Source organism: Arthrobacter sp. Cza30 (assembly GCF_059090765.1).
Map to the genome: position 1 here is coordinate 118,946 of NZ_JBNHGA010000006.1, position 17,681 is coordinate 136,626.

Consider the following 17,681-nt stretch of genomic DNA (forward strand, 5'->3'; position numbering starts at 1 on the left):
AGCTTAGGAGTCCTGTGCCCCCTGCTGCGATAGGGCGGCGCCGACGGCGTCCACCGGCTGGGACAACGGGATGCCGGAACCGTCGCGGCGGCCGTGTTCGGTGGGCAGGGCCCGGGAGGCGCCGTTGGCCGAGCTGGCCTTCGCCGGACCGTGCCCGGCCCAGGCCAGCGAGAGCATGTCCTCGCCCTTCAGGAAGCGGTGCGCGCGCACTCCGCCGGTGGCGCGGCCCTTGGCCGGGTACTCCGTGAACGGGGTGACCTTGACCGAGCCGGGGGCGGTGCCCGGCAGGGCTTCCTGCGAGGAGGCGACGGTGACGACGACGGCGTCAGCATCCCCCGCGGCGACCGCACCGAAGAACGTCACGGTGTCTTCGGCGCCGAGCTTGATGCCCGTTACGCCGCCGGCCGTGCGGCCCTGGGCGCGCACCGTCGAGGCCGGGAAGTGCAGCAGTTGCGCCTGGCGGGTGATGAAGACCAGTTCGTCGTCGTCGGCCGGGACGCTCAGGCCCACGATGTAGTCCTTGGGCTTGAGCGCGATGATCTCCCAGTCCTCGCGGTTGAGCGGGTAGTCCGGGGTCACGCGCTTGACGATGCCCTGCGCCGTGCCGAGGGCGAGGACCTTGTCCAGCGGCGCCAAGGCCACCAGGGTTTCGCCCTTCGCCAGAGTCACGAACTCCTTGACCGGGACGCCGCCGGCCAGGTTGGGCGTTCCGGCAGCGGCGGCGAGCACCGGCATGTCCAGCACCGGGAGCCGCAGCATCCGGCCCAGCGAGGTCACGGCTCCGATTTCGGCCCGTGCCGTGGTCCTGACGACGGACGCCAGGACATCGTGCCGGATCCGCTGGCCGTCCGATAGGGGCTCCTGGTCCACCGTGCGGGCGAGCTGGCCGGAGGCGGAGAGCAGGACCCAGCACGGGTCGTCCGCGATCTGCAGCGGCAGGGCCGCCTTGGCGTTCTTCCCGGCGGCGGGGGCCGGCAGGGCGGTGCCGCGGAGCGGGGCGGCGGCCTCCGATTCGAGCAGCACGGTCCGCCGCGGCGTGGCGTAGAGCGCGGAAACCTCGCCCAGTTCGTCGGAAACCAGCTGGCGCAGCATGGCCTCGTTGGCCAGGATCTCCTCCAGCGCGGCGATCTCGCCGCGCAGCTCGTCCTGTTCCTTCTCGAGTTCGATCCGCGAGTATTTGGTCAGCTGGCGCAGCCGCAGCTCGAGGATGTGGTTGGCCTGGATCTCGGACAGGTCGTAGATGGCCATCAGCCGTTCGCGGGCGGCGGCCGCCTCGTCCGAGGACCGGATGATCTGGATGACCTCGTCGATGTCCACGATGGCGATCAACAGGCCTTCGACCAGATGCAGCCGGTCCTTCTTCTTGCCCAACCGGAACGCGGTGCGCCGGCGGACGACGCCGATGCGGTGGCTGATGTAGACCTGCAGCAGCTCCATCAGGCCCAGCGTGCGCGGCTGCCCGTCGACCAGCGTCACGTTGTTGATGCCGAAGGAATCCTCCATGGGCGAATAGCGGTACAGCTGCGCCAGCACGGCGTTCGGATTGAAGCCGTTCTTCAGCTCGATGACCAGGCGCAGGCCGTGCTGCCGGTCGGTCAGGTCCACGATGTCGCTGATGCCCTGCAGCTTCTTGGACGTCACCGCGTCCTTGATCTTCTCGATCACCTTCTCCGGACCCACGCCGTAGGGCAGTTCGGTGACCACCAGGCCGGTGCGGCGGGCGGTGAGCTTCTCCACCTCCACCTTGGCGCGGGTTTTGAAGGAGCCGCGGCCGGTGGCATACGCGTCGCGGATTCCGTCCAGGCCCACGATCTTGCCGCCGGACGGCAGGTCCGGTCCGGGGACGAACCGCATGATGTCCTCGAGCGTGGCGTCCGGGTTGGCGATCAGGTGCTGGGCCGCGGCGATCACCTCGCCGAGGTTGTGCGGCGCCATGTTGGTGGCCATGCCCACGGCGATGCCGGAGGAACCGTTGACCAGCAGGTTGGGGAAGGCGGCCGGGAGTACCGCCGGCTGCATCAGCTGGTTGTCGTAGTTGGGCACGAAGTCCACAACGTCTTCGTCCAGGTGGTCGGTCAGCGCGAGGGCCGGCGGCGCGAGGCGGGCCTCGGTGTAGCGCGGTGCCGCGGGGCCGTCGTCGAGCGATCCGAAGTTGCCGTGGCCGTCAATCAGCGGCATGCGCAGCGAGAACGACTGCGCCATCCGCACCATCGCGTCGTAGATCGCGGCGTCGCCGTGCGGGTGCAGCTTGCCCATCACCTCGCCGACCACGCGGGCGGACTTCACGTGTCCCTTGTCCGGCCGCAGCCCCATCTGGGACATCATGTAGAGAATGCGGCGCTGCACCGGCTTCAGCCCGTCGCGGGCATCGGGCAGCGCGCGCGAGTAAATGACCGAGTAGGCGTATTCGAGGAAGGAGCCTTCCATCTCGGAGGTCACGTCGATATCGACGATGTTCTCCGTGTAGTCCTCTTCGGGGGCGGGAGTCTGGCGGCGGGGCATCGGTAGAGCTTCGGTCCTTAGCTAAAAGTTGCGGATACAGTGAGTTTATGGCGCAAGAGGCTGATTCCCCGGATTATCCGGATTATTGGGAGGCGGATGTCGTGCTGCGCGACGGCGGGACGGCGCACCTGCGCCCCATCCTCCCGGCCGATGCCGAGGCCCTGCAGGCCTTCCACGTGGGGCAATCGGAAAGCTCCATCTACCTGCGCTTCTTCACCTTTAAGTCCAAGCTCAGCCCGCGCGAACTGGCCCGCTTCACCAAGGTCGACTACGTCAGCCGGGTGGCCTTCGTCATCACCATCGGCGATGAAATCATCGGGATCGGCCGCTACGACAGGCTGGACGATCCCGCCGAAGCCGAGGTCGCCTTCAATATCTCCGATGCCCACCAGGGCCGGGGGCTGGGCTCCATCCTGCTCGAGCATCTGGCGGCGGCCGCCCGGGAGAACGGCATCAGCAAGTTCTCCGCCGAGGTGCTGCCGGAGAACCGGAAAATGATCACCGTCTTCAACGACGCCGGTTACGAGGTACGGCGCCATTTCGACGACGGGGTGGTCGCCCTGGAGTTCGACATCGACCCGACCGAGCGCTCCCGCGCCGTCATGGCCGCCCGGGAACACCGCGCCGAGGCCAAGAGCGTGGCGGCCCTGCTGGCCCCCGGGTCCGTGGCCGTGATCGGCGCCAGCCGGGATTGGGGCAGCGTGGGCTACTCGCTGCTGGAGAACATCATCGAAGCCGGCTTTACCGGTCCCGTCTATGCCATCAACCCGCAGGCCTTCGAACTGAACGGCATGATCTCCCATGCCGCCATCGCCGACGTCCCGGACCCCGTGGAACTCGCCGTCGTCGCCGTCCCGTACGAGGAAGTGCCCAAGGTGGCCCGCGAATGCGCCGCCGCCGGCGTCAAGGGCATCCTGGTGGCCAGCGACGGTTTCTCCCAGGCCGGGACCGAAGGCCTGCAGCGGCAGCGCGAGCTGGTGCGCCAGGCCCGCGCCCACGGGATGCGGGTGATCGGCCCGGGGTCGCTCGGACTCCTGAACACCGACCCGGCGGTGTCGCTGAACGCCTCCATGGCGCCGGCCATGCCGCCGCGCGGGGCGCTCGGGCTGTTCAGCCAGTCCGCGGCGATCGGCGTACTGCTCTACACTGCGGCCAGCCGGCGCGGGCTGGGCCTGTCCTCCACGGTGTCGGCGGGGAACCGGGCCGATGTCTCCGGCAACGATGTCATGCAGTACTGGGAAGACGACCCGGCCACCATGGCGGTGGGGCTCTACCTGGAATCCATCGGCAACCCCCGGAAGTTTTCCCGCATCGCGCGCCGGCTCTCGCGCAGCAAGCCGGTGATCGTGGCCAAGTCCGATGTGATGGGGCTGCAGCTGCCGCCCGGCCATGCGGTGCGCACCACCCAGGCGCCGCCGGGCGCCCTCGACGCGATGTTCCGCCAGTCCGGGGTGATCCGCGTGGAGACCAATGAAGAGCTGATGGACGTGGCGCAGGTCCTGGTCAGCCAGCCGCTTCCGGCCGGCGCCAACCTGGCCGTCTTCAGCAACTCCCTGGCGCTGGGCAACGTGGTGGCCGACGCCGCCAAGGCGCACCAGCTGGACGTGGTCCGGCGGGAGGTGGCGCTGGACCTGAATACCGGGCAGTCCACCGCGCTCCCGATGCTTCGCCGGCAGGTGCAGCAGGCACTGTCCGCACCCGAGGTGCACGCCGCCGTCGTCACCCTCCTTCCCGCCACCGGCATCCCGACCTCCCGGCTGGCGGAGGTGCTGCGGGACTGCGCCGAAGAGGCCGGCAAGCCGGTGGTCGCCTCCTTCACCGGCGTGCTCGACCTGGCCGAACGGACCGACGGCCTGCTGGCCACCGGAGTCCGGACTTCCGGCGGCTTGCAGCGGGGCCTGCCCAGCTTTGCCAGCCCGGGCAGCGCCGTGAACGCGCTGGCGGCCGTGGTCCGTTACGCCGAATGGAAGGCCCGCGACCAGGGCGAATTCGCCGAACCGGCGGGCACCGATCCCGCCGAGGCGCAGCGGCAGATCGACGCCCTGCTCGCCGGGGTCACCGGGACCGAGCTGCTGACGCCGACCGCTGCGCAGACCGCCCGGCTGCTGGGCTGTTACGGGATCACGGTTCAGGAGTCGGCCGGCTTCACGCACGACGACGAGGCCGTGGCCGCCGCCGAACGGCTCGGCTGGCCCGTGGCCGTCAAGACCACCGACGCGCGGCTGCGGCAACGGCTGGACCTCGGCGGGGTCCGGCTGAACATCACGGACGAGGCGACCCTGCGTGCCAACATCGCGCACATGCGGGCCAGCCTGGCCCCGTTCGGCGACATCCCGTTGGAAGTCCAGTCGATGGTGCCCGCCGGCCAGGCCTGCACCATCCGCTCCATCGAGGATCCGCTTTTGGGCCCGGTGGTGTCCTTCGGGCTGGCCGGCGACGCCGTCAACCTGCTGGGGGACTGGTCCCACCGGATCCCCCCGCTGACCACCGTGGATGTGGCGGACCTGGTCCGCGGGCCCCGCGCGGCGGAGAAACTCTTCGGCTATCAGGGCCTGCCGGCCGTGGACGTTCCGGCGCTCGAAGACCTGATCGCCCGCGTGGCGCAGCTCAAGGACGAACACCCCGAAGTGGCCCTGCTGGAGCTCAACCCGGTCCAGCTCTCCGACCGGGGCCTGGCCGTGCTGAACGCCGAAGTCCGGCTCGGAAACCACGCGCACCGCACGGACAGCGCGCGGCGCGCCATGCGGGACTGAACCTGCCGGGTTGGCCATCCGGCGGCAGGGTAGGGGATTATGGAACCATGAGCCCCCTATCGACGGCCGAACGCCGCAGTCTCGACGACGCCCTCAACCGGGCAGGCTTTTACCCGCTGCTGGTTTCCGACGTGGTCCACGACGCCTTGGACGAGCGCGAGCCGCTGTCCCACCTGGTGCACCTGGAGACCCACTTCGACCGCAACGAGGTGCACCGGCACATCACCGTGCTGGTGCTCACCGAGGACATGCTGGTCATCACGCACGTGGACGACCAGCAGCTGGACGACGAGGGCGAGCAGATGGTGGCGCAGATTTCCACCGAGTCGGTCCCGGTCAGCCAGATCCGCTCCGTGGTGCTCAGCTACGTCTACGCCCAGCCGCAGAACTACACCTCCGCCGACCAGGCCCGCGAACTGACCCTGGCCATCGCCTGGTCCGGCGGCCAGCGGCTGGACATGGGCCCGGCCGGTTGCGGCGATCCGCAGTGCGACGCCGACCACGGCTACACGGGCAACATCGTCCAGGAAGACATCGTGCTGCGGGTCAGCGCCGAGGCCGACGGGTTGCAGGCGGTCCAGAACGCCAAGGACTTCGCCCGCGCCCTGCGCAAGGTCAGCACCAGCCACCCGGAGCCCGCCGCCGCGCCGGGGCCGGTGCAGCAGCGCCCGCGCATCGGCAACCGCCTGGTCCGCGGCCACCACGGCCGCTGATCTGCGGGATCGACGCCGCGTGACGCCGATACAGGAACCGCTTCCGGCTGCCCCCGGCTACGGCCGCAACTCGCTCGCGGAGGTCATGACCAGCGCGGCGGCAGCGCTGGGCGCCGAGGGCTTCGACAATGAGCTGCAGCTGCCGCCGGCGCGGCGGGTGTGCGTGGTCATGGTGGACGGACTGGGCAAGGCGCTGCTGAAGCAGCGCGGCGGACATGCCCCCTTCCTGCGCCAGGCCATGGACAACTCGCGGACCCTCGGCAGCGCCCTTCCCTCGACGACGGCGGCGTCCCTTGCCAGCCTGGGGACCGGGCTGGCGCCCGGCCTGCACGGCATGGTCGGCTATGACGTCCTGGATCCGGGGCAGGACAAGGTGGTCAACCAGCTCGGAGGCTGGGACCCCGGGGTGGATCCGCAGGTGTGGCAACCGTATGCCACGGTGTTCGAACGGGTGGCGGAGCAGTTGCCGGTGACCACCGTCAGCCTGCCCCGGTTCGCGGAGTCGGGCATGACCCGGGCGGCGCTGCGGGGCAGCAGGTTCGTGCCCGGCGCCACCGGCCATGCCCGGACGCGGGCCACGGCGGAAGCGTTGGCGGCTACGGACCGGGCGTTGGTGTACCTCTATTTCAATGAACTGGACAAGGCGGGCCACCGGTTCGGCGCGGCCTCGGCCCAGTGGGGGCATGCGCTGGAGGAACTTGACTCGGACATGCGCCGCCTGGCCCGGCAGCTTCCGTCCGATACGCTGCTGCTGCTGACCGCGGACCACGGCATGCTGGACGTGGCCGAGGAGTTCCGTCTCGACTACTCGGCGGACCCGGCCCTGGTGGCCGGGGTGCGGCACACCGGCGGCGAACCGCGGCTGGTCCACCTCTATTTCGAACCGGACGCCACGGCCGGGCAGCGCGAGCAGGTGGCCCGTGCCTGGCTGCAGCGGTATGGGAAGCAGGCCTGGGTGTTCACCCGGGAAGAGGCGGTCAGCCGCGGGTTCTTCGGCCGGGTGGACCCGCGGGTGCTGCCACGCATCGGAGACCTGATGGTGGCTGCCCGGGAGCCCGTGGCGTTCTACGACACCCGGCGCGTGCCGGAGACGGCGATGTCCGTGGTCGGCCAGCACGGCTCGCTGACCAAGGCGGAGCGGGAAGTGCCCCTGCTGACCCTGGCGGCTCCGGGCAAACGGCGCTAGGAAGCCGCGCCCGCCGGCAACGGGAGGTTGACGGGCCGGGCACCCCGCCGGGTCCCGGCCGCAGCCGGCGGCAGGTCAGTCGTGCTTGGTGCCGAAGACGATCTCGTCCCAACTGGGCACGCTGGAGCGCTTCGGTTTGATGGAGCGCTTGGGCGGTTCCGGCGCCGGATCTTCCCGCACCGTGTTTTTGGCCCCGGGGTCGGGATCGGCGGCCGTCTCCGCCCCGGCCTGCGCCGGCCGGGCCTGGTCCGCGGCCGCTGCGCTGCCGTTTTCCACGGTTGTCAGCGGTGCTGTGGAAGGACTGACGAACTCATTCCGGTCGTCCACCGGGGCGCCCGTTTCCTGCGCGCCGCCGCCCGTCGCCAGGCCTGCGTCGGCCTCTTCCCCGGTAAGGTCGCCGTCCTCGCCGCGGACGCCGCCGCCAGCTTCGGCGGCGGGCTCGTCCCGCAGGAACCTGGGCGCGCCGGAGAGCGTGATTTCGTGCGTGTGGGTGCTGATCCCGTGCCCCAGTTCCAGCGAAGAGACCGCGCCGTCGTCGTAGGCCGGGGCCAGCGTCAGCGGGAAGCCGGCACGCGGCCGCGCGCCGGGGTCGTCGCCGGAATCATCCGCTTCCCCGAATGAGTCGCGCGGGTGGGCCGCCGGAATCGGACCGTGGGTGAGCATCAGGGCCAGCGCGTCGTCGGCATCTTCGTCGACGCCCAGCCGCTGCCCGCGCCGGGAGCGCAGCACCTCCAGCAGCTCTTCCGACTCGGAAGACTGCCCGTCGTCCTGCCCGTCGTCCTCTTGCCCTGCCGGCTCGAGGTCCGGGTCCGCGGCGGTGTCGGCTTCGAAGTCGAAGACATGGTCGGTGACGGCCTTCAGCCGGCGCCCGGGGACCGGGCCGTCCACGGTTTCGAGCTCGCTCAGCTGCTGCGCCCACCGGTTGGCGTTCTGGATGGTGCGGCGGGCCGCATGGAACACCCAGCGGGCGGGCGGTTCTTCCCCGATGGAGTCGGTGGCGGGAGCCGCCGGCGCGGTGAAGGATGCCACAACTTCCCAGGTGCCGTCGCTGCGCCGCCAGGAATCCCAGTTCATCGATTCCGGGTCGATGCCGAAGGCGTGGATCCGGTGGTCCACCATTTCTCCCAGGGTGGCCGGCTCATCGCCGAAGGCCGACCGGTAGCCGTCGTGGCCGGGCAGCGGGCCGGCGACTTCCACCTTGCGGGCCTGCTCGACGATGTAGTGGCGCTCGGCGAGCACCGGGCTTTCGTAGCGCCGGATCCGCTGCAGGTCGAGGCCGGATTCGGCCGCGACCTCCTCGGCCGTGGCGCCCGCTCGGATGCGCGCCTGGATCTCGCGGGGGGACATACCGGCGTCCGACGGTTCGCCGGCCCCGGGAGCGCGCGTTGTGGTCGGTCGGAAGACCGCTGTGCGCAGGGCTTCGTCTATGGCCAGACGGTAGTCGTCCCCACCTGCGCTCAACAGCAGATGTTCGCCATCCTCATGGACACCCACCAGCCGTAGATCCTGCATGAAAACCCTCCACCAGACGACACTTTATGCCTGAAACTCTGCCACCCATACCGGGCTTTTCCTATTGTTTTCGCAGGTGTGGCGCGGTGTTTGTGGCCAAGGTCGCCCCGATCGGGCGCCCCGTCCGCAGGCGGCCGTGAATGCCCTGCAACCCCTGGGTTTGGCAGGCGCACCGAAATCGGCAAGAATCTTCGCGTCACGGGCACAAAATCGACGGCGAACGCGTTGAGCCTGTGCACAGATCGTCAGGCATGGGCACGTGTCCCGGAACCGGGGGTCTGACGTGAAACTGGACCGGACCACCGGAGTGGGAGCAAACAACAATGGCCACTGACTACGACGCCCCGCGGAAGCCCGACGAAGAGACCCACGAGGAGTCCATTGAAGAGCTGAAGTCGCACCGGCGGACCGACACGCAGTCGGCCGTCGTCGACGAGGACGAGGCCGAGGCGGCCGAGGGGTTCGAACTGCCCGGCGCCGACCTCTCCGGCGAGGAACTGCTGGTGCGCGTACTCCCGGCCCAGCAGGACGAGTTCACCTGTGCTTCCTGCTTCCTGGTCCGCCACCGGTCGCAGGTGGCCAAGAAGAAAGACGGGCTGCTCTACTGCCGGGACTGCGAGGGGTAGCCGCCGGCACCACGGGGCAGGGCACCGCCGGGGGCTGCCCCGCGGGTCCGCTAGGACGCGTCCGGGGCGGGGCGGTTCAGGGCCGCGGCGAGTTGCTGCGGCCGGCGCGTGGAGGCGATCCAGTAAGGGGTCAGGTCCGTCTCGTCGGTGATTTCGATGGTGACCACAGGATCGATCCAGCCGCGCATGCACATGTAGGCGGTGCCGTTCAGCTTGGGGCCGCGCTGCTCGGTGGCGGCCTCGCCGGTGAACGCTTCCACCCGCCCGACGTAGCGGCGCTCGATCTGGGCGCGGCCCACCTGCAGCATGGTGTCGGTGACCAGGATCCGCGGCGTGGAGGCGATCAGCAGGACGGCCAGCAGGATGGCGGCGACGACGGCGCCGATGATGCCCGCGGTCATGCTGATCGGTGCCAGCATGACGATGACCGCGGCGGCGGTGCCGGCGGCGATGAGCCAGACCCAGAAATTGGGCCACAGCCGCTCATCGAAGTGGGTCGAGGAGGAAGGACCGCCGGCGGGACCGGAGCCGCCTGCAGGGGTCGCGGGTTGTGTCATGGACTCAGCTTTTCACCTTTTGACAGGCATTTCACCTTGCTCCCGGCGGGCCCCCGGAAGCCCGCCCGTCCGCGGGCGCCACGGTTGAAAACGCGCTAGAGTGATGTGCGGAATATCTCAGCGGGCCAGGCCCTTGGCGGCCGCAGTCTTCCCGCCGCCACATCCGCAATCGCAAGGACAAACGATCACGAGTGCAGCAGACAACTGAAACGCTGACGGTCCAGCTGAAAATGCTCGACGACGGACTGGAACCGCCCGCCTACGCCCACCCGGGGGACGCCGGGGCCGACCTGCGGAGCCGGATCGATTTCCGGATCGCCCCGGGGGAGCGTGTCCTGGTGCCGACGGGCGTGGCGCTGGCGCTGCCGCACGGGTATGTTGCCCTGGTCCACCCGCGCTCCGGGCTGGCCGCCAAGCACGGACTGACCATCGTCAACGCCCCCGGCACGGTGGACGCCGGTTACCGGGGCGAGATAGCGGTCACCTTGCTGAATACCGATGCCAGTGAAACGCTCACGTTCAAGCGGGGGGACCGGATCGCGCAGTTGGTCATCCAGAAGGTGGAGACGGCCGCGTTCGAACGCGTCGCCGAACTCCCGGATTCGACGCGGGGGGCCGGCGGATTCGGATCCACCGGAGGGTTCGGCGCCGGTTAGTTCCGCACGCTCGGTGCGGGCACGCACGCGTGCGCCCCGCCCGCCGCAGGCGGCATCCCCTCAGCGCAGACATTGAGCAACCCGGTGCAGGACCGGAGGAAGAGGAATCTCACGTTATGGCATTTGGGCGTTCCAAGAAGAGGAACCAGAACGACGGCGAAGGGCCGGAAGCCGCCGCGGCCGCACCTGGCGAGGACGCCACCCGGCCGGCGCCGGACAGCGGTCCCCGCCGCAACGGCCCCTACGACGACTCCGAGCAGGACACCGGTAACGGCTACCTGGACCTGGGTGCGCTGAAGGTCCGTCCCCGGGAGGGCCTGCAGCTGCGGCTCGAGGTCGAGGAAAAGTCCAAGCGGGTTGTTGCGGTGACCCTTGACCTGGCCGGTTCCAACCTGCAGCTCCAGGCATTCGCCGCGCCGAAATCCGAGGGGCTGTGGAAGGAAATCCGCACCCAGATCGCGAGTTCCGTGGGTTCACAGGGCGGCACCGTCCAAGAGATCGACGGACCGATGGGCACCGAGGTGGTGGCCAAGCTGCCGGCACAGACCGCCGACGGGAAGCAGGGCTTCCGGGTGGCCCGCTTCCTCGGCGTCGACGGGCCGCGCTGGTTCCTGCGCGGCGTGATCGGCGGACCCGCCGCGCTGGACCGGGCCAAGGCCGCGGACCTCGAGGAACTCTTCCGCTCCACCGTGGTGGTCCGGGGCTCGCAGCCGCTGCCGCCCAAGGACCTGCTGCAGCTCAAGATGCCCAAGGGCGTCCCGGGGCAGCCGCAGCCCGCGGCACCGCACCACCCCGGACTGACCGCGCCCGAGCGGGGCCCGGAGATCACCGAGATTGGCTGACCGCTCCCGCGTCCCTCGCCGCTCCGCGGACAGCCCCATCGCCCGGCTGCCCGAGCGCGGCCACGTCGCCGGCACCGGGTTGGTTGAGGCGATCACCATCGCGCCGCCGGGGCATCCGCCGCGGTTTTCCGCCGTCGTCACCGACGCGGGCCAGCAGGAGCCCGGCAAGTCCCGCGACGGCGGGCACCCGCGGGTCCGGCTCATCTGGCTGGGGCAGCGCCGCGTTCCCGGCATCGCGGCGGGCATCCGATTGGCCTTCGAGGGCATGCTGTTCAGGGTGGAAGGAACCGCCACCATCTACAACCCGCGCTACGAGATCCTCAGCCCGTTGGAGAATTGACCCATGACAGATCAGCAGCCGGACTCCGGTCCGCACATCGTGCCGCCGCCGGGGGACGGGCAGCCGTCGGGAGCCCGTCCGGAACCGGCCCGGGAACCGGGCAACAGGCGCCCGGACGCGGCCGAGGCACTCGCCGGCGCCTACGCCGCAAGCGCCGCGGTGCACCGCACGGACGACGGACAGATCGACGTGCTGAAGACCGTGGGCGGCGTCCGCGGTCTGGCCGAGAGCATCCTGCCCGGCGTGATCTTCCTGGTGGTGTTCACCATCGGCCGGGAGCTCGGCCCCGCCCTGATCGGAGCGCTTGCGGCCGCCGCCGTCTTCACCCTGCTGCGCCTGGTGCAGCGGGGCACCGTGACGCAGGCCTTCTCCGGCCTGGTGGGGGTCGCCATCTGCGCCTTCGTTGCCAACAGCACGGGCCGGGCCGAGGACTTCTATGTCTGGGGCTTCATTACGAATGCCGCCTACATTCTGGTCATGGTGGTGTCCGTGGCCATTAAGTGGCCGGTGCTGGGCCTGATCTTCGGGCTGATCCGCAGCGAGGGCACGGCATGGCGGCAGCAGCCGCAGCGGCTGAAGGCGTACACCATCGCCACCTGGATTGTGATGGCGGTGCTCCTGTTGCGGCTTGCGGTGCAGCTTCCCCTCTACCTGATGGGCGATGACGGACTGGTGGCGCTGGGCACCACCCGCTTGCTCATGGGCGTGCCGCTGTACGCGCTGGGGCTGTGGCTGGCGTGGCTGGTTTCCCGCCCGGCCGCCGTCGAGGCGGGCCGGTCCGAGTGACCTAGTCTGCCGCCGTCGCCGCGGCGGGCCGGCCGGTCAGGACCGCACGCAGATCGTCCTCGGCGGCGATGGTCGTGATGAAGAAGAGCTCGTCGCTGCCTTCCACCACGTCGTCAGGGCTCGGCGTAATCGGCGCGTCGTCGCGCAGGATGGCCACCACCGTCGCGTCCTGCGGCCAGGCGATGGAGCCGAGCCGCTGACCGATCAGCGCCGAGTCGGCGGGAACCGTAAACTCGACCATGGATGCGACGCCGCTCTGCAAGGTCAGCAGCCGGACCAGGTCCCCGATCTCCACGGCTTCCTCTACCAGGGCGGTCATCAGGCGCGGGGTGTTCACGGCAACGTCCACGCCCCAGGAGTCGTCGAACATCCAGTCGTTCTTGGGGTTGTTCACGCGTCCCACCGTGCGGCCGACGCCGAACTCGCTCTTGGCCAGCAGCGACACCACGAGGTTGACCTTGTCGTCGCCGGTGGCCGAGACCACCACGTCGGCTTCTTCCAGCCGGGCTTCACGCAGGGTGGTGATCTCGCAGGCGTCGCCGATCAGCCAGCGTGCGCCCTTCAGCCCGCTGCGGCCGATCACCTCGGGCTTCGGATCGATCAGCAGGATGTCGTGGTTGTTCGAGAGCAGCTCCCGCGCAATCGACGATCCGACGCTGCCGGCGCCGGCAATGACCACCCTCATTCGGACTCCTCCACGGGGGGCTTGGACAGGATCCTGTCGATTTCGAAGGTCGAATCCACCGCCATCATGGCGTGGACTATGTCGCCCTTTTGGTAGCGGGTGCCGCGGGAGGGCAGGATTCCCTCGCCGAAACGGGTCAGGTAGGCCACCCGGGCGCCGGAGGCGGCTTCGATTTCGGCCAGTTCCCGGCCCACCCAGCCGTCGTCCAGTTGCACCTCACCCAGGATCAGGCGGCCGGAGGCCTCGCGGAAGTCGCCCTTGATGCCCTGTTCGGGCAGGATCCGCCGCAGCACCTGATCGGCGCTCCAGCGCACCGCGGCCACCGTGGGGATGCCGAGCCGCTGGTAGATCTCGGCGCGGCCGGGATCGTAGATGCGCGCCACCACATGCGGCACGTGGAAGGTTTCGCGGGCCACCCGGGTGGCGAGGATGTTGGAGTTATCGCCGCTGGAAACGGCAGCGAAGGCGTAGGCGTTCTCAATGTCTGCGTGCCGCAGGGTGTCGCGGTCGAACCCTACGCCGGTGACCTTGCGGCCGGTGAACCCCGAGCGCAGCCGGCGGAACGCCCGGTCGTCCTGGTCGATAATGGCCACGCTGTGCCCCGAGTCCTCCAGGGTGTGGGCCAGCGTCACGCCTACGCGCCCGCAGCCCATGATCACAAAGTGCGCCATCCACGTCCTTCCGGCACCCGCTGCAACGCGGGAATCAAATGTACTGCAACCATAACGCTGAACCGGTCCATCGATGCCATGACCGAAGGGTTCGAAACGGCGCCGGCGGCCGCGCGCCGGCCGGGACCAGCTACCCGGCCGCGGGCTCCTGCAGGGCCGCGAGCACGTGCATGTGCTCCCGGTTCGACGGGTAGAGGTGGCTGTAGGTGGCGTAAAGCTTTTCGTAGAGCGGGGCCGTCGCCGGATCGGGACTCACGGTCGCCGCCGTGCGGGCCCAGTCCGTCCCGGCGGGCACGGCCCCGGTGCCGATGGCGGCGAGCAGCGCGTCCCCGTAGCTGGCGCCGATGGCCTGTTCCGGGACCAGCTGTTCGCGCCCGCTGATGTTGCTGACGATTTCCGTCCACAGCCTGGCCTTGGTGCCGCCGCCGACGGCCACGACGCGCCGGATCGGTTCGCCCGCGTGCTCGAGGTACTCCAGGATCTGCCGGATGCCAAAGCCGATGCCCTCATAGGCGGCACGGAACAGATGGCCGCGTCCGTGGCGCAGCGACAGGCCCGTGATCAGGCCGCGGGCGTCCGGGTCGAAGACAGGCGTCCGTTCGCCGGCGAAGTAGGGCAGCAGCAGCAGTCCGTCGGATCCCGGCGGCACCGCGGCGGCCTCCGTGATGAGCTGCTCGAACGGGACGTCGCCAAACAGCCGCTGCAGCCAGGTGGTCAGGCTCCCGGACGTGGACATCCCCGCGGCCAACGTCAGGGACCCCGGATCCACGCCGGCCGTGGTCCAGAGCTTGGGTTCGGACCGGAACTCCCCGAGGACCTGGACGAAGAACATGGTGGAGCCGTACATCAGCATGAGGTCGCCCGGCTGCCGCACGCCCGCGCTGAACGCCTCGGCCCAGGCGTCGACGGTGCCCGCACAGACCGGCACGCCCTCCGGCAGCCCCGTGGCCTCGGCCGCCCGGCGGTGGACGCGGCCGCCTACTTCGGCCGGCCACGCCAGCCGGGGCTCCGGCAGGTGGCCGGCGACGGCGCCGTACCGGTCCGGATGCCACCGGTTGCCGCGAAGGTCGTAGAGCGGATCGCACTGGCTGGCGGTGTGGTGGTCAAAAACCAGCTCGCCGGTCAGCTTGGCCAGGATGAAGGAGTTCAGGCTGTGCCAGTTCCGGGCGCGGGCGAAGACTTCCGGTTCCCGGTTGCGCAGCCAGCGGAGCTTCGGTCCCACGGCCTGGGACGACAGAACCTTGCCCGACTCGCGAAAGATCTCCTCGGCACCGAACTCCTCCGTCAATTCGCGGATTTCGACGACGGCGCGCGCGTCGATCCCGTACAGGATCGCCGGCCGCAACGGGGCCAGGTTTTCGTCCGTGACCACCAGGGACGGACCCATCGCGCTGACGCACACGCCGGCGACGGCCCCGGCGTCGTTCCGGGAGAAGAGCTTTCGGCACAGCCGGACCGCTTCCGCCCACGCCCCGCCCTCGGCGTCGAACTCGGCCCAGCCGGGCCGCGGGTAGCTGACGTCGTGCGCGACCGCCGCGCTGTCCAGGACCCTGCCCCCGGCGTCCGCCAGCACCGCCTTGCTGCTGCCCGTGCCGATGTCGATGCCCAGGAACATGTCGCTCCGGCGGCCGGCCACTAGGCGCGGCCGTGGGAGGTGCGGGACTTGCGGGATACGGCGTCGAGGATCACTGCCAGCAGCAGGACCAGGCCGGTGATCATGTACCGGAACGAGGACTCAAGGTTCAGCAGGGTGAGGCCGCTGGAGATGGACTGGATGACCAGGATGCCCAGGAGGGCGGAGAACGCCGAGCCCCGGCCGCCGAACAGGCTGGTCCCGCCGATCACCGCGGCGGCGATGGCGTTCAGGTTCACGTCCCCGGTGCCGCTGCTCTGCGCCGAGGCGGCCAGCCGGCCGGCGGCCAGCATGCCGCCGACGGCCGCGAACGTCGAGCACAGGACGAAGATGGACACGTAGATCCGGTTGACGGCGATCCCGGCCCGCCGCGCCGCTTCCCGGTTGCCGCCGACGGCGTAGACGGAACGGCCCCACTGGGTCCGGGTGAAGGCGTAGTGCATCGCCAGCACCAAGGCGGCGAAGAACACAAACATCCAGCCGACGCCGCGGGCCTGGTTCAGGTACCACACCGCGAACAGCAGGATCACGGCCAGCAGGATTGTCTGCATCACGACCAGCTTCATCGGCCGCCCCGACAGGCCCGCCTTGACCCGCTGGCGGGAGAGCGTGAGCTGGCTGAGGAAGAAGCCGGCCACGCCGAGGACCGCCAGCACGTACGACAGCCACCCCGGCACGAAGGCCTGCTGGCCGAACCAGACCAGGAAGGAATCGAAGGGCAGGTTGATGGTGCCCTCGACGCCGAGCACGAACAATTGCAGGCCGAGGAAACCGAGCAGGCCGGCCAGCGTGATCACAAAGGACGGCACCCCGAACCTGGTGTACACCACCGAATAGACCAGCCCGATCGCTGCGCCCACCGCCATCGCGGTCAGGACCGCCAGCCCGATGGGCCAGTCCTGCTTGATGAAGGTGACGCCGACGATCGCGGCCGACAGGCCGCTGACGGAGCCGACGGACAAATCGATTTCGCCGACCAGCAGGACGCAGACGATGCCCAGCGCGATGACTCCGACGGCGGCGCTTTCCAGCAGCAGGTTGACCAGGTTGGCGCTGGAGAGGAAGAACGGGTTGAGCACCTGGAAGATGGACCAGATGACCAGCAGCCCGACGACGATGGGCAGCACGCCCAAGTCGCCGCCGCGCACCCGGTTGATTCCGACCTTGACGGCGCCCTTGAAGCCCTCGGTCCGGATCAGCCGTTCGTCCTGCAGGTCCGTGGCCACCGGAATGACCGGGGCGGCTGGATTCGTTGTCATGGTACGGTCCCTTCTTCCGGTGCTGCTGCCCCTGACCCCTGTCGGCCCGCGCTTCCGGCGGCCTGGCCGGGCGGGAGCGAGCCTCCGCCCGGGCCGCCCAGCCCGGCCCCCTCGGCCCCCGTGTCGGTTCCCGCGTCGCCGGCGGCCGCTGCTGCTGCCCCGGTCTGGGCGGCGCGCTGGGTCACGACGTTGTCGGTGGCGCCGGTGATGGCGGCGATCAGGTCGTCGGTCGAGACGTCCTTCATCCGGAAGGTGCCGTTGTTCTTCCCCAGCCGCAGCACCGCGACGCGGTCGGAGACGGCTTTAACGTCCTGCATGCTGTGGCTGATCATGATCACCGCGAGGCCGTTTTCGCGCAGCCGCTCCACCAGGTTCAACACCTCGGCCGTCTGCGCCACGCCGAGGGCCGCGGTGGGCTCGTCGAGGATGATGAGCTTGGGGCTGCCGAGCAGCGACCGTGCGATGGCGACGGTCTGGCGCTGGCCGCCGGAGAGGGAGGCTACCGCGATCCGGACCGAGGGGATCTTCGCCGAGAGTTGCCGCAGCAGCTTCCAGGACTGGACCTCCATCTCCACTTCGTTTAACCGCCAGGCGCCCAGCTCCCGGCCGAGGAAGAGGTTGTCGACGACGCTGAGGTTGTCGCAGAGGGCGAGGTCCTGGAACACCGTGGCGATTCCCAGCTGAATGGAATCCACCGGCGTGTGGATCGTCACGTCCCGGCCATCGAAGTTCACGGTACCGGCGTCCTGGGGATGCACGCCCGCGAGGATCTTGACCAGCGTCGACTTCCCGGCGCCGTTGTCGCCGACCAGGGCGACCACTTCGCCGGCGTGGACGTCCAGGTCGATATCGGTCAAGGCGGCCACGGCACCGAAGTGCTTGCTCACGCCCCGCATGGACAGGACCGGGGCGGTAGCCTCCGGCCGTTCCGCTGACACAGTTGACATGCTTCCCCTTCCC

General features: G+C 69.8%; 16 protein-coding genes. 8 read left to right on the top strand and 8 right to left on the bottom strand.

Features of this window, described 5'->3' with window-relative positions:
- Nucleotides 1-3 precede the first annotated feature (3 nt).
- Nucleotides 4-2,502: a DNA gyrase/topoisomerase IV subunit A gene (locus AC5RVZ_RS21155; protein WP_494067645.1), complete on the bottom strand. Its 2,499-nt coding sequence runs from the start codon at nt 2,500-2,502 to the stop codon at nt 4-6.
- 47 nt (nt 2,503-2,549) lie between these two features.
- On the opposite strand from AC5RVZ_RS21155, the gene AC5RVZ_RS21160 reads away from it, so the two are divergent.
- The 3 genes from AC5RVZ_RS21160 (at nt 2,550) to AC5RVZ_RS21170 (ending at nt 7,154) form a co-directional block, all read left to right on the top strand.
- Nucleotides 2,550-5,255, top strand: a complete 2,706-nt coding sequence (locus AC5RVZ_RS21160) for a bifunctional acetate--CoA ligase family protein/GNAT family N-acetyltransferase (protein ID WP_494067646.1) — start codon at nt 2,550-2,552, stop codon at nt 5,253-5,255.
- A gap of 47 nt (nt 5,256-5,302) precedes the next feature.
- On the top strand, nt 5,303-5,968 hold the full coding sequence (locus tag AC5RVZ_RS21165; protein WP_493977911.1) for a DUF5998 family protein: 666 nt from the start codon (nt 5,303-5,305) through the stop codon (nt 5,966-5,968).
- 85 nt (nt 5,969-6,053) lie between these two features.
- Nucleotides 6,054-7,154, top strand: a complete 1,101-nt coding sequence (locus tag AC5RVZ_RS21170; protein WP_494067919.1) for an alkaline phosphatase family protein — start codon at nt 6,054-6,056, stop codon at nt 7,152-7,154.
- A 75-nt stretch (nt 7,155-7,229) separates the two neighbouring features.
- Here the strand turns inward: AC5RVZ_RS21170 and sepH are convergent, their stop codons facing one another.
- The gene (gene sepH / locus AC5RVZ_RS21175) at nt 7,230-8,666 is read right to left on the bottom strand and encodes a septation protein SepH (RefSeq protein WP_494067647.1); all 1,437 of its coding nucleotides are present in this window, start codon (nt 8,664-8,666) and stop codon (nt 7,230-7,232) included.
- Nucleotides 8,667-8,989: 323 nt separating this feature from the next.
- Here sepH and AC5RVZ_RS21180 point away from each other — a divergent pair, with 323 nt between their 5' ends.
- Nucleotides 8,990-9,292 carry a DUF4193 domain-containing protein gene (locus AC5RVZ_RS21180; RefSeq protein ID WP_494067648.1) on the top strand — a complete coding sequence of 101 codons (303 nt, stop codon included), beginning with the start codon at nt 8,990-8,992 and terminating at the stop codon, nt 9,290-9,292.
- Between the two features lie 50 nt (nt 9,293-9,342).
- On the opposite strand, the gene AC5RVZ_RS21185 is transcribed toward AC5RVZ_RS21180, so the two are convergent.
- Entirely contained in the window at nt 9,343-9,849 is a 507-nt protein-coding gene (locus AC5RVZ_RS21185) for a DUF3093 domain-containing protein (RefSeq protein WP_494067649.1), read from the bottom strand.
- Between the two features lie 191 nt (nt 9,850-10,040).
- Between AC5RVZ_RS21185 and dut the strand changes: the two genes are divergently transcribed.
- The 4 genes from dut (at nt 10,041) to AC5RVZ_RS21205 (ending at nt 12,473) form a co-directional block, all read left to right on the top strand.
- The gene (gene dut, locus AC5RVZ_RS21190) at nt 10,041-10,505 is read left to right on the top strand and encodes a dUTP diphosphatase (protein WP_493999514.1); all 465 of its coding nucleotides are present in this window, start codon (nt 10,041-10,043) and stop codon (nt 10,503-10,505) included.
- 116 nt (nt 10,506-10,621) lie between these two features.
- Nucleotides 10,622-11,347, top strand: a complete 726-nt coding sequence (locus tag AC5RVZ_RS21195; protein WP_494067650.1) for a DUF3710 domain-containing protein — start codon at nt 10,622-10,624, stop codon at nt 11,345-11,347.
- Nucleotides 11,340-11,687 (top strand): hypothetical protein, encoded by a 348-nt coding sequence (locus AC5RVZ_RS21200; protein ID WP_494067651.1) that lies wholly within the window; start codon nt 11,340-11,342, stop codon nt 11,685-11,687. Before AC5RVZ_RS21195 ends, AC5RVZ_RS21200 begins: the two co-directional genes overlap by 8 nt.
- 3 nt (nt 11,688-11,690) lie before the next feature.
- A complete protein-coding gene (locus tag AC5RVZ_RS21205; RefSeq protein WP_494067652.1) occupies nt 11,691-12,473 on the top strand; it encodes a DUF3159 domain-containing protein in 783 nt (260 codons plus the stop codon).
- A 1-nt stretch (nt 12,474) separates the two neighbouring features.
- Here the strand turns inward: AC5RVZ_RS21205 and AC5RVZ_RS21210 are convergent, their stop codons facing one another.
- From AC5RVZ_RS21210 to AC5RVZ_RS21230, 5 genes are all read right to left on the bottom strand, one after another.
- Entirely contained in the window at nt 12,475-13,158 is a 684-nt protein-coding gene (locus AC5RVZ_RS21210; protein WP_494067653.1) for a potassium channel family protein, read from the bottom strand.
- A complete protein-coding gene (locus AC5RVZ_RS21215) occupies nt 13,155-13,829 on the bottom strand; it encodes a potassium channel family protein (RefSeq protein ID WP_494067654.1) in 675 nt (224 codons plus the stop codon). Before AC5RVZ_RS21215 ends, AC5RVZ_RS21210 begins: the two co-directional genes overlap by 4 nt.
- A gap of 130 nt (nt 13,830-13,959) precedes the next feature.
- Entirely contained in the window at nt 13,960-15,444 is a 1,485-nt protein-coding gene (locus AC5RVZ_RS21220; RefSeq protein WP_494067655.1) for an FGGY-family carbohydrate kinase, read from the bottom strand.
- A 20-nt stretch (nt 15,445-15,464) separates the two neighbouring features.
- Entirely contained in the window at nt 15,465-16,721 is a 1,257-nt protein-coding gene (locus tag AC5RVZ_RS21225; protein ID WP_494067656.1) for a sugar ABC transporter permease, read from the bottom strand.
- Nucleotides 16,718-17,668, bottom strand: a complete 951-nt coding sequence (locus tag AC5RVZ_RS21230) for an ATP-binding cassette domain-containing protein (protein ID WP_494067657.1) — start codon at nt 17,666-17,668, stop codon at nt 16,718-16,720. The genes AC5RVZ_RS21225 and AC5RVZ_RS21230 overlap by 4 nt, the downstream gene beginning before the upstream one ends.
- Nucleotides 17,669-17,681 lie beyond the last annotated feature (13 nt).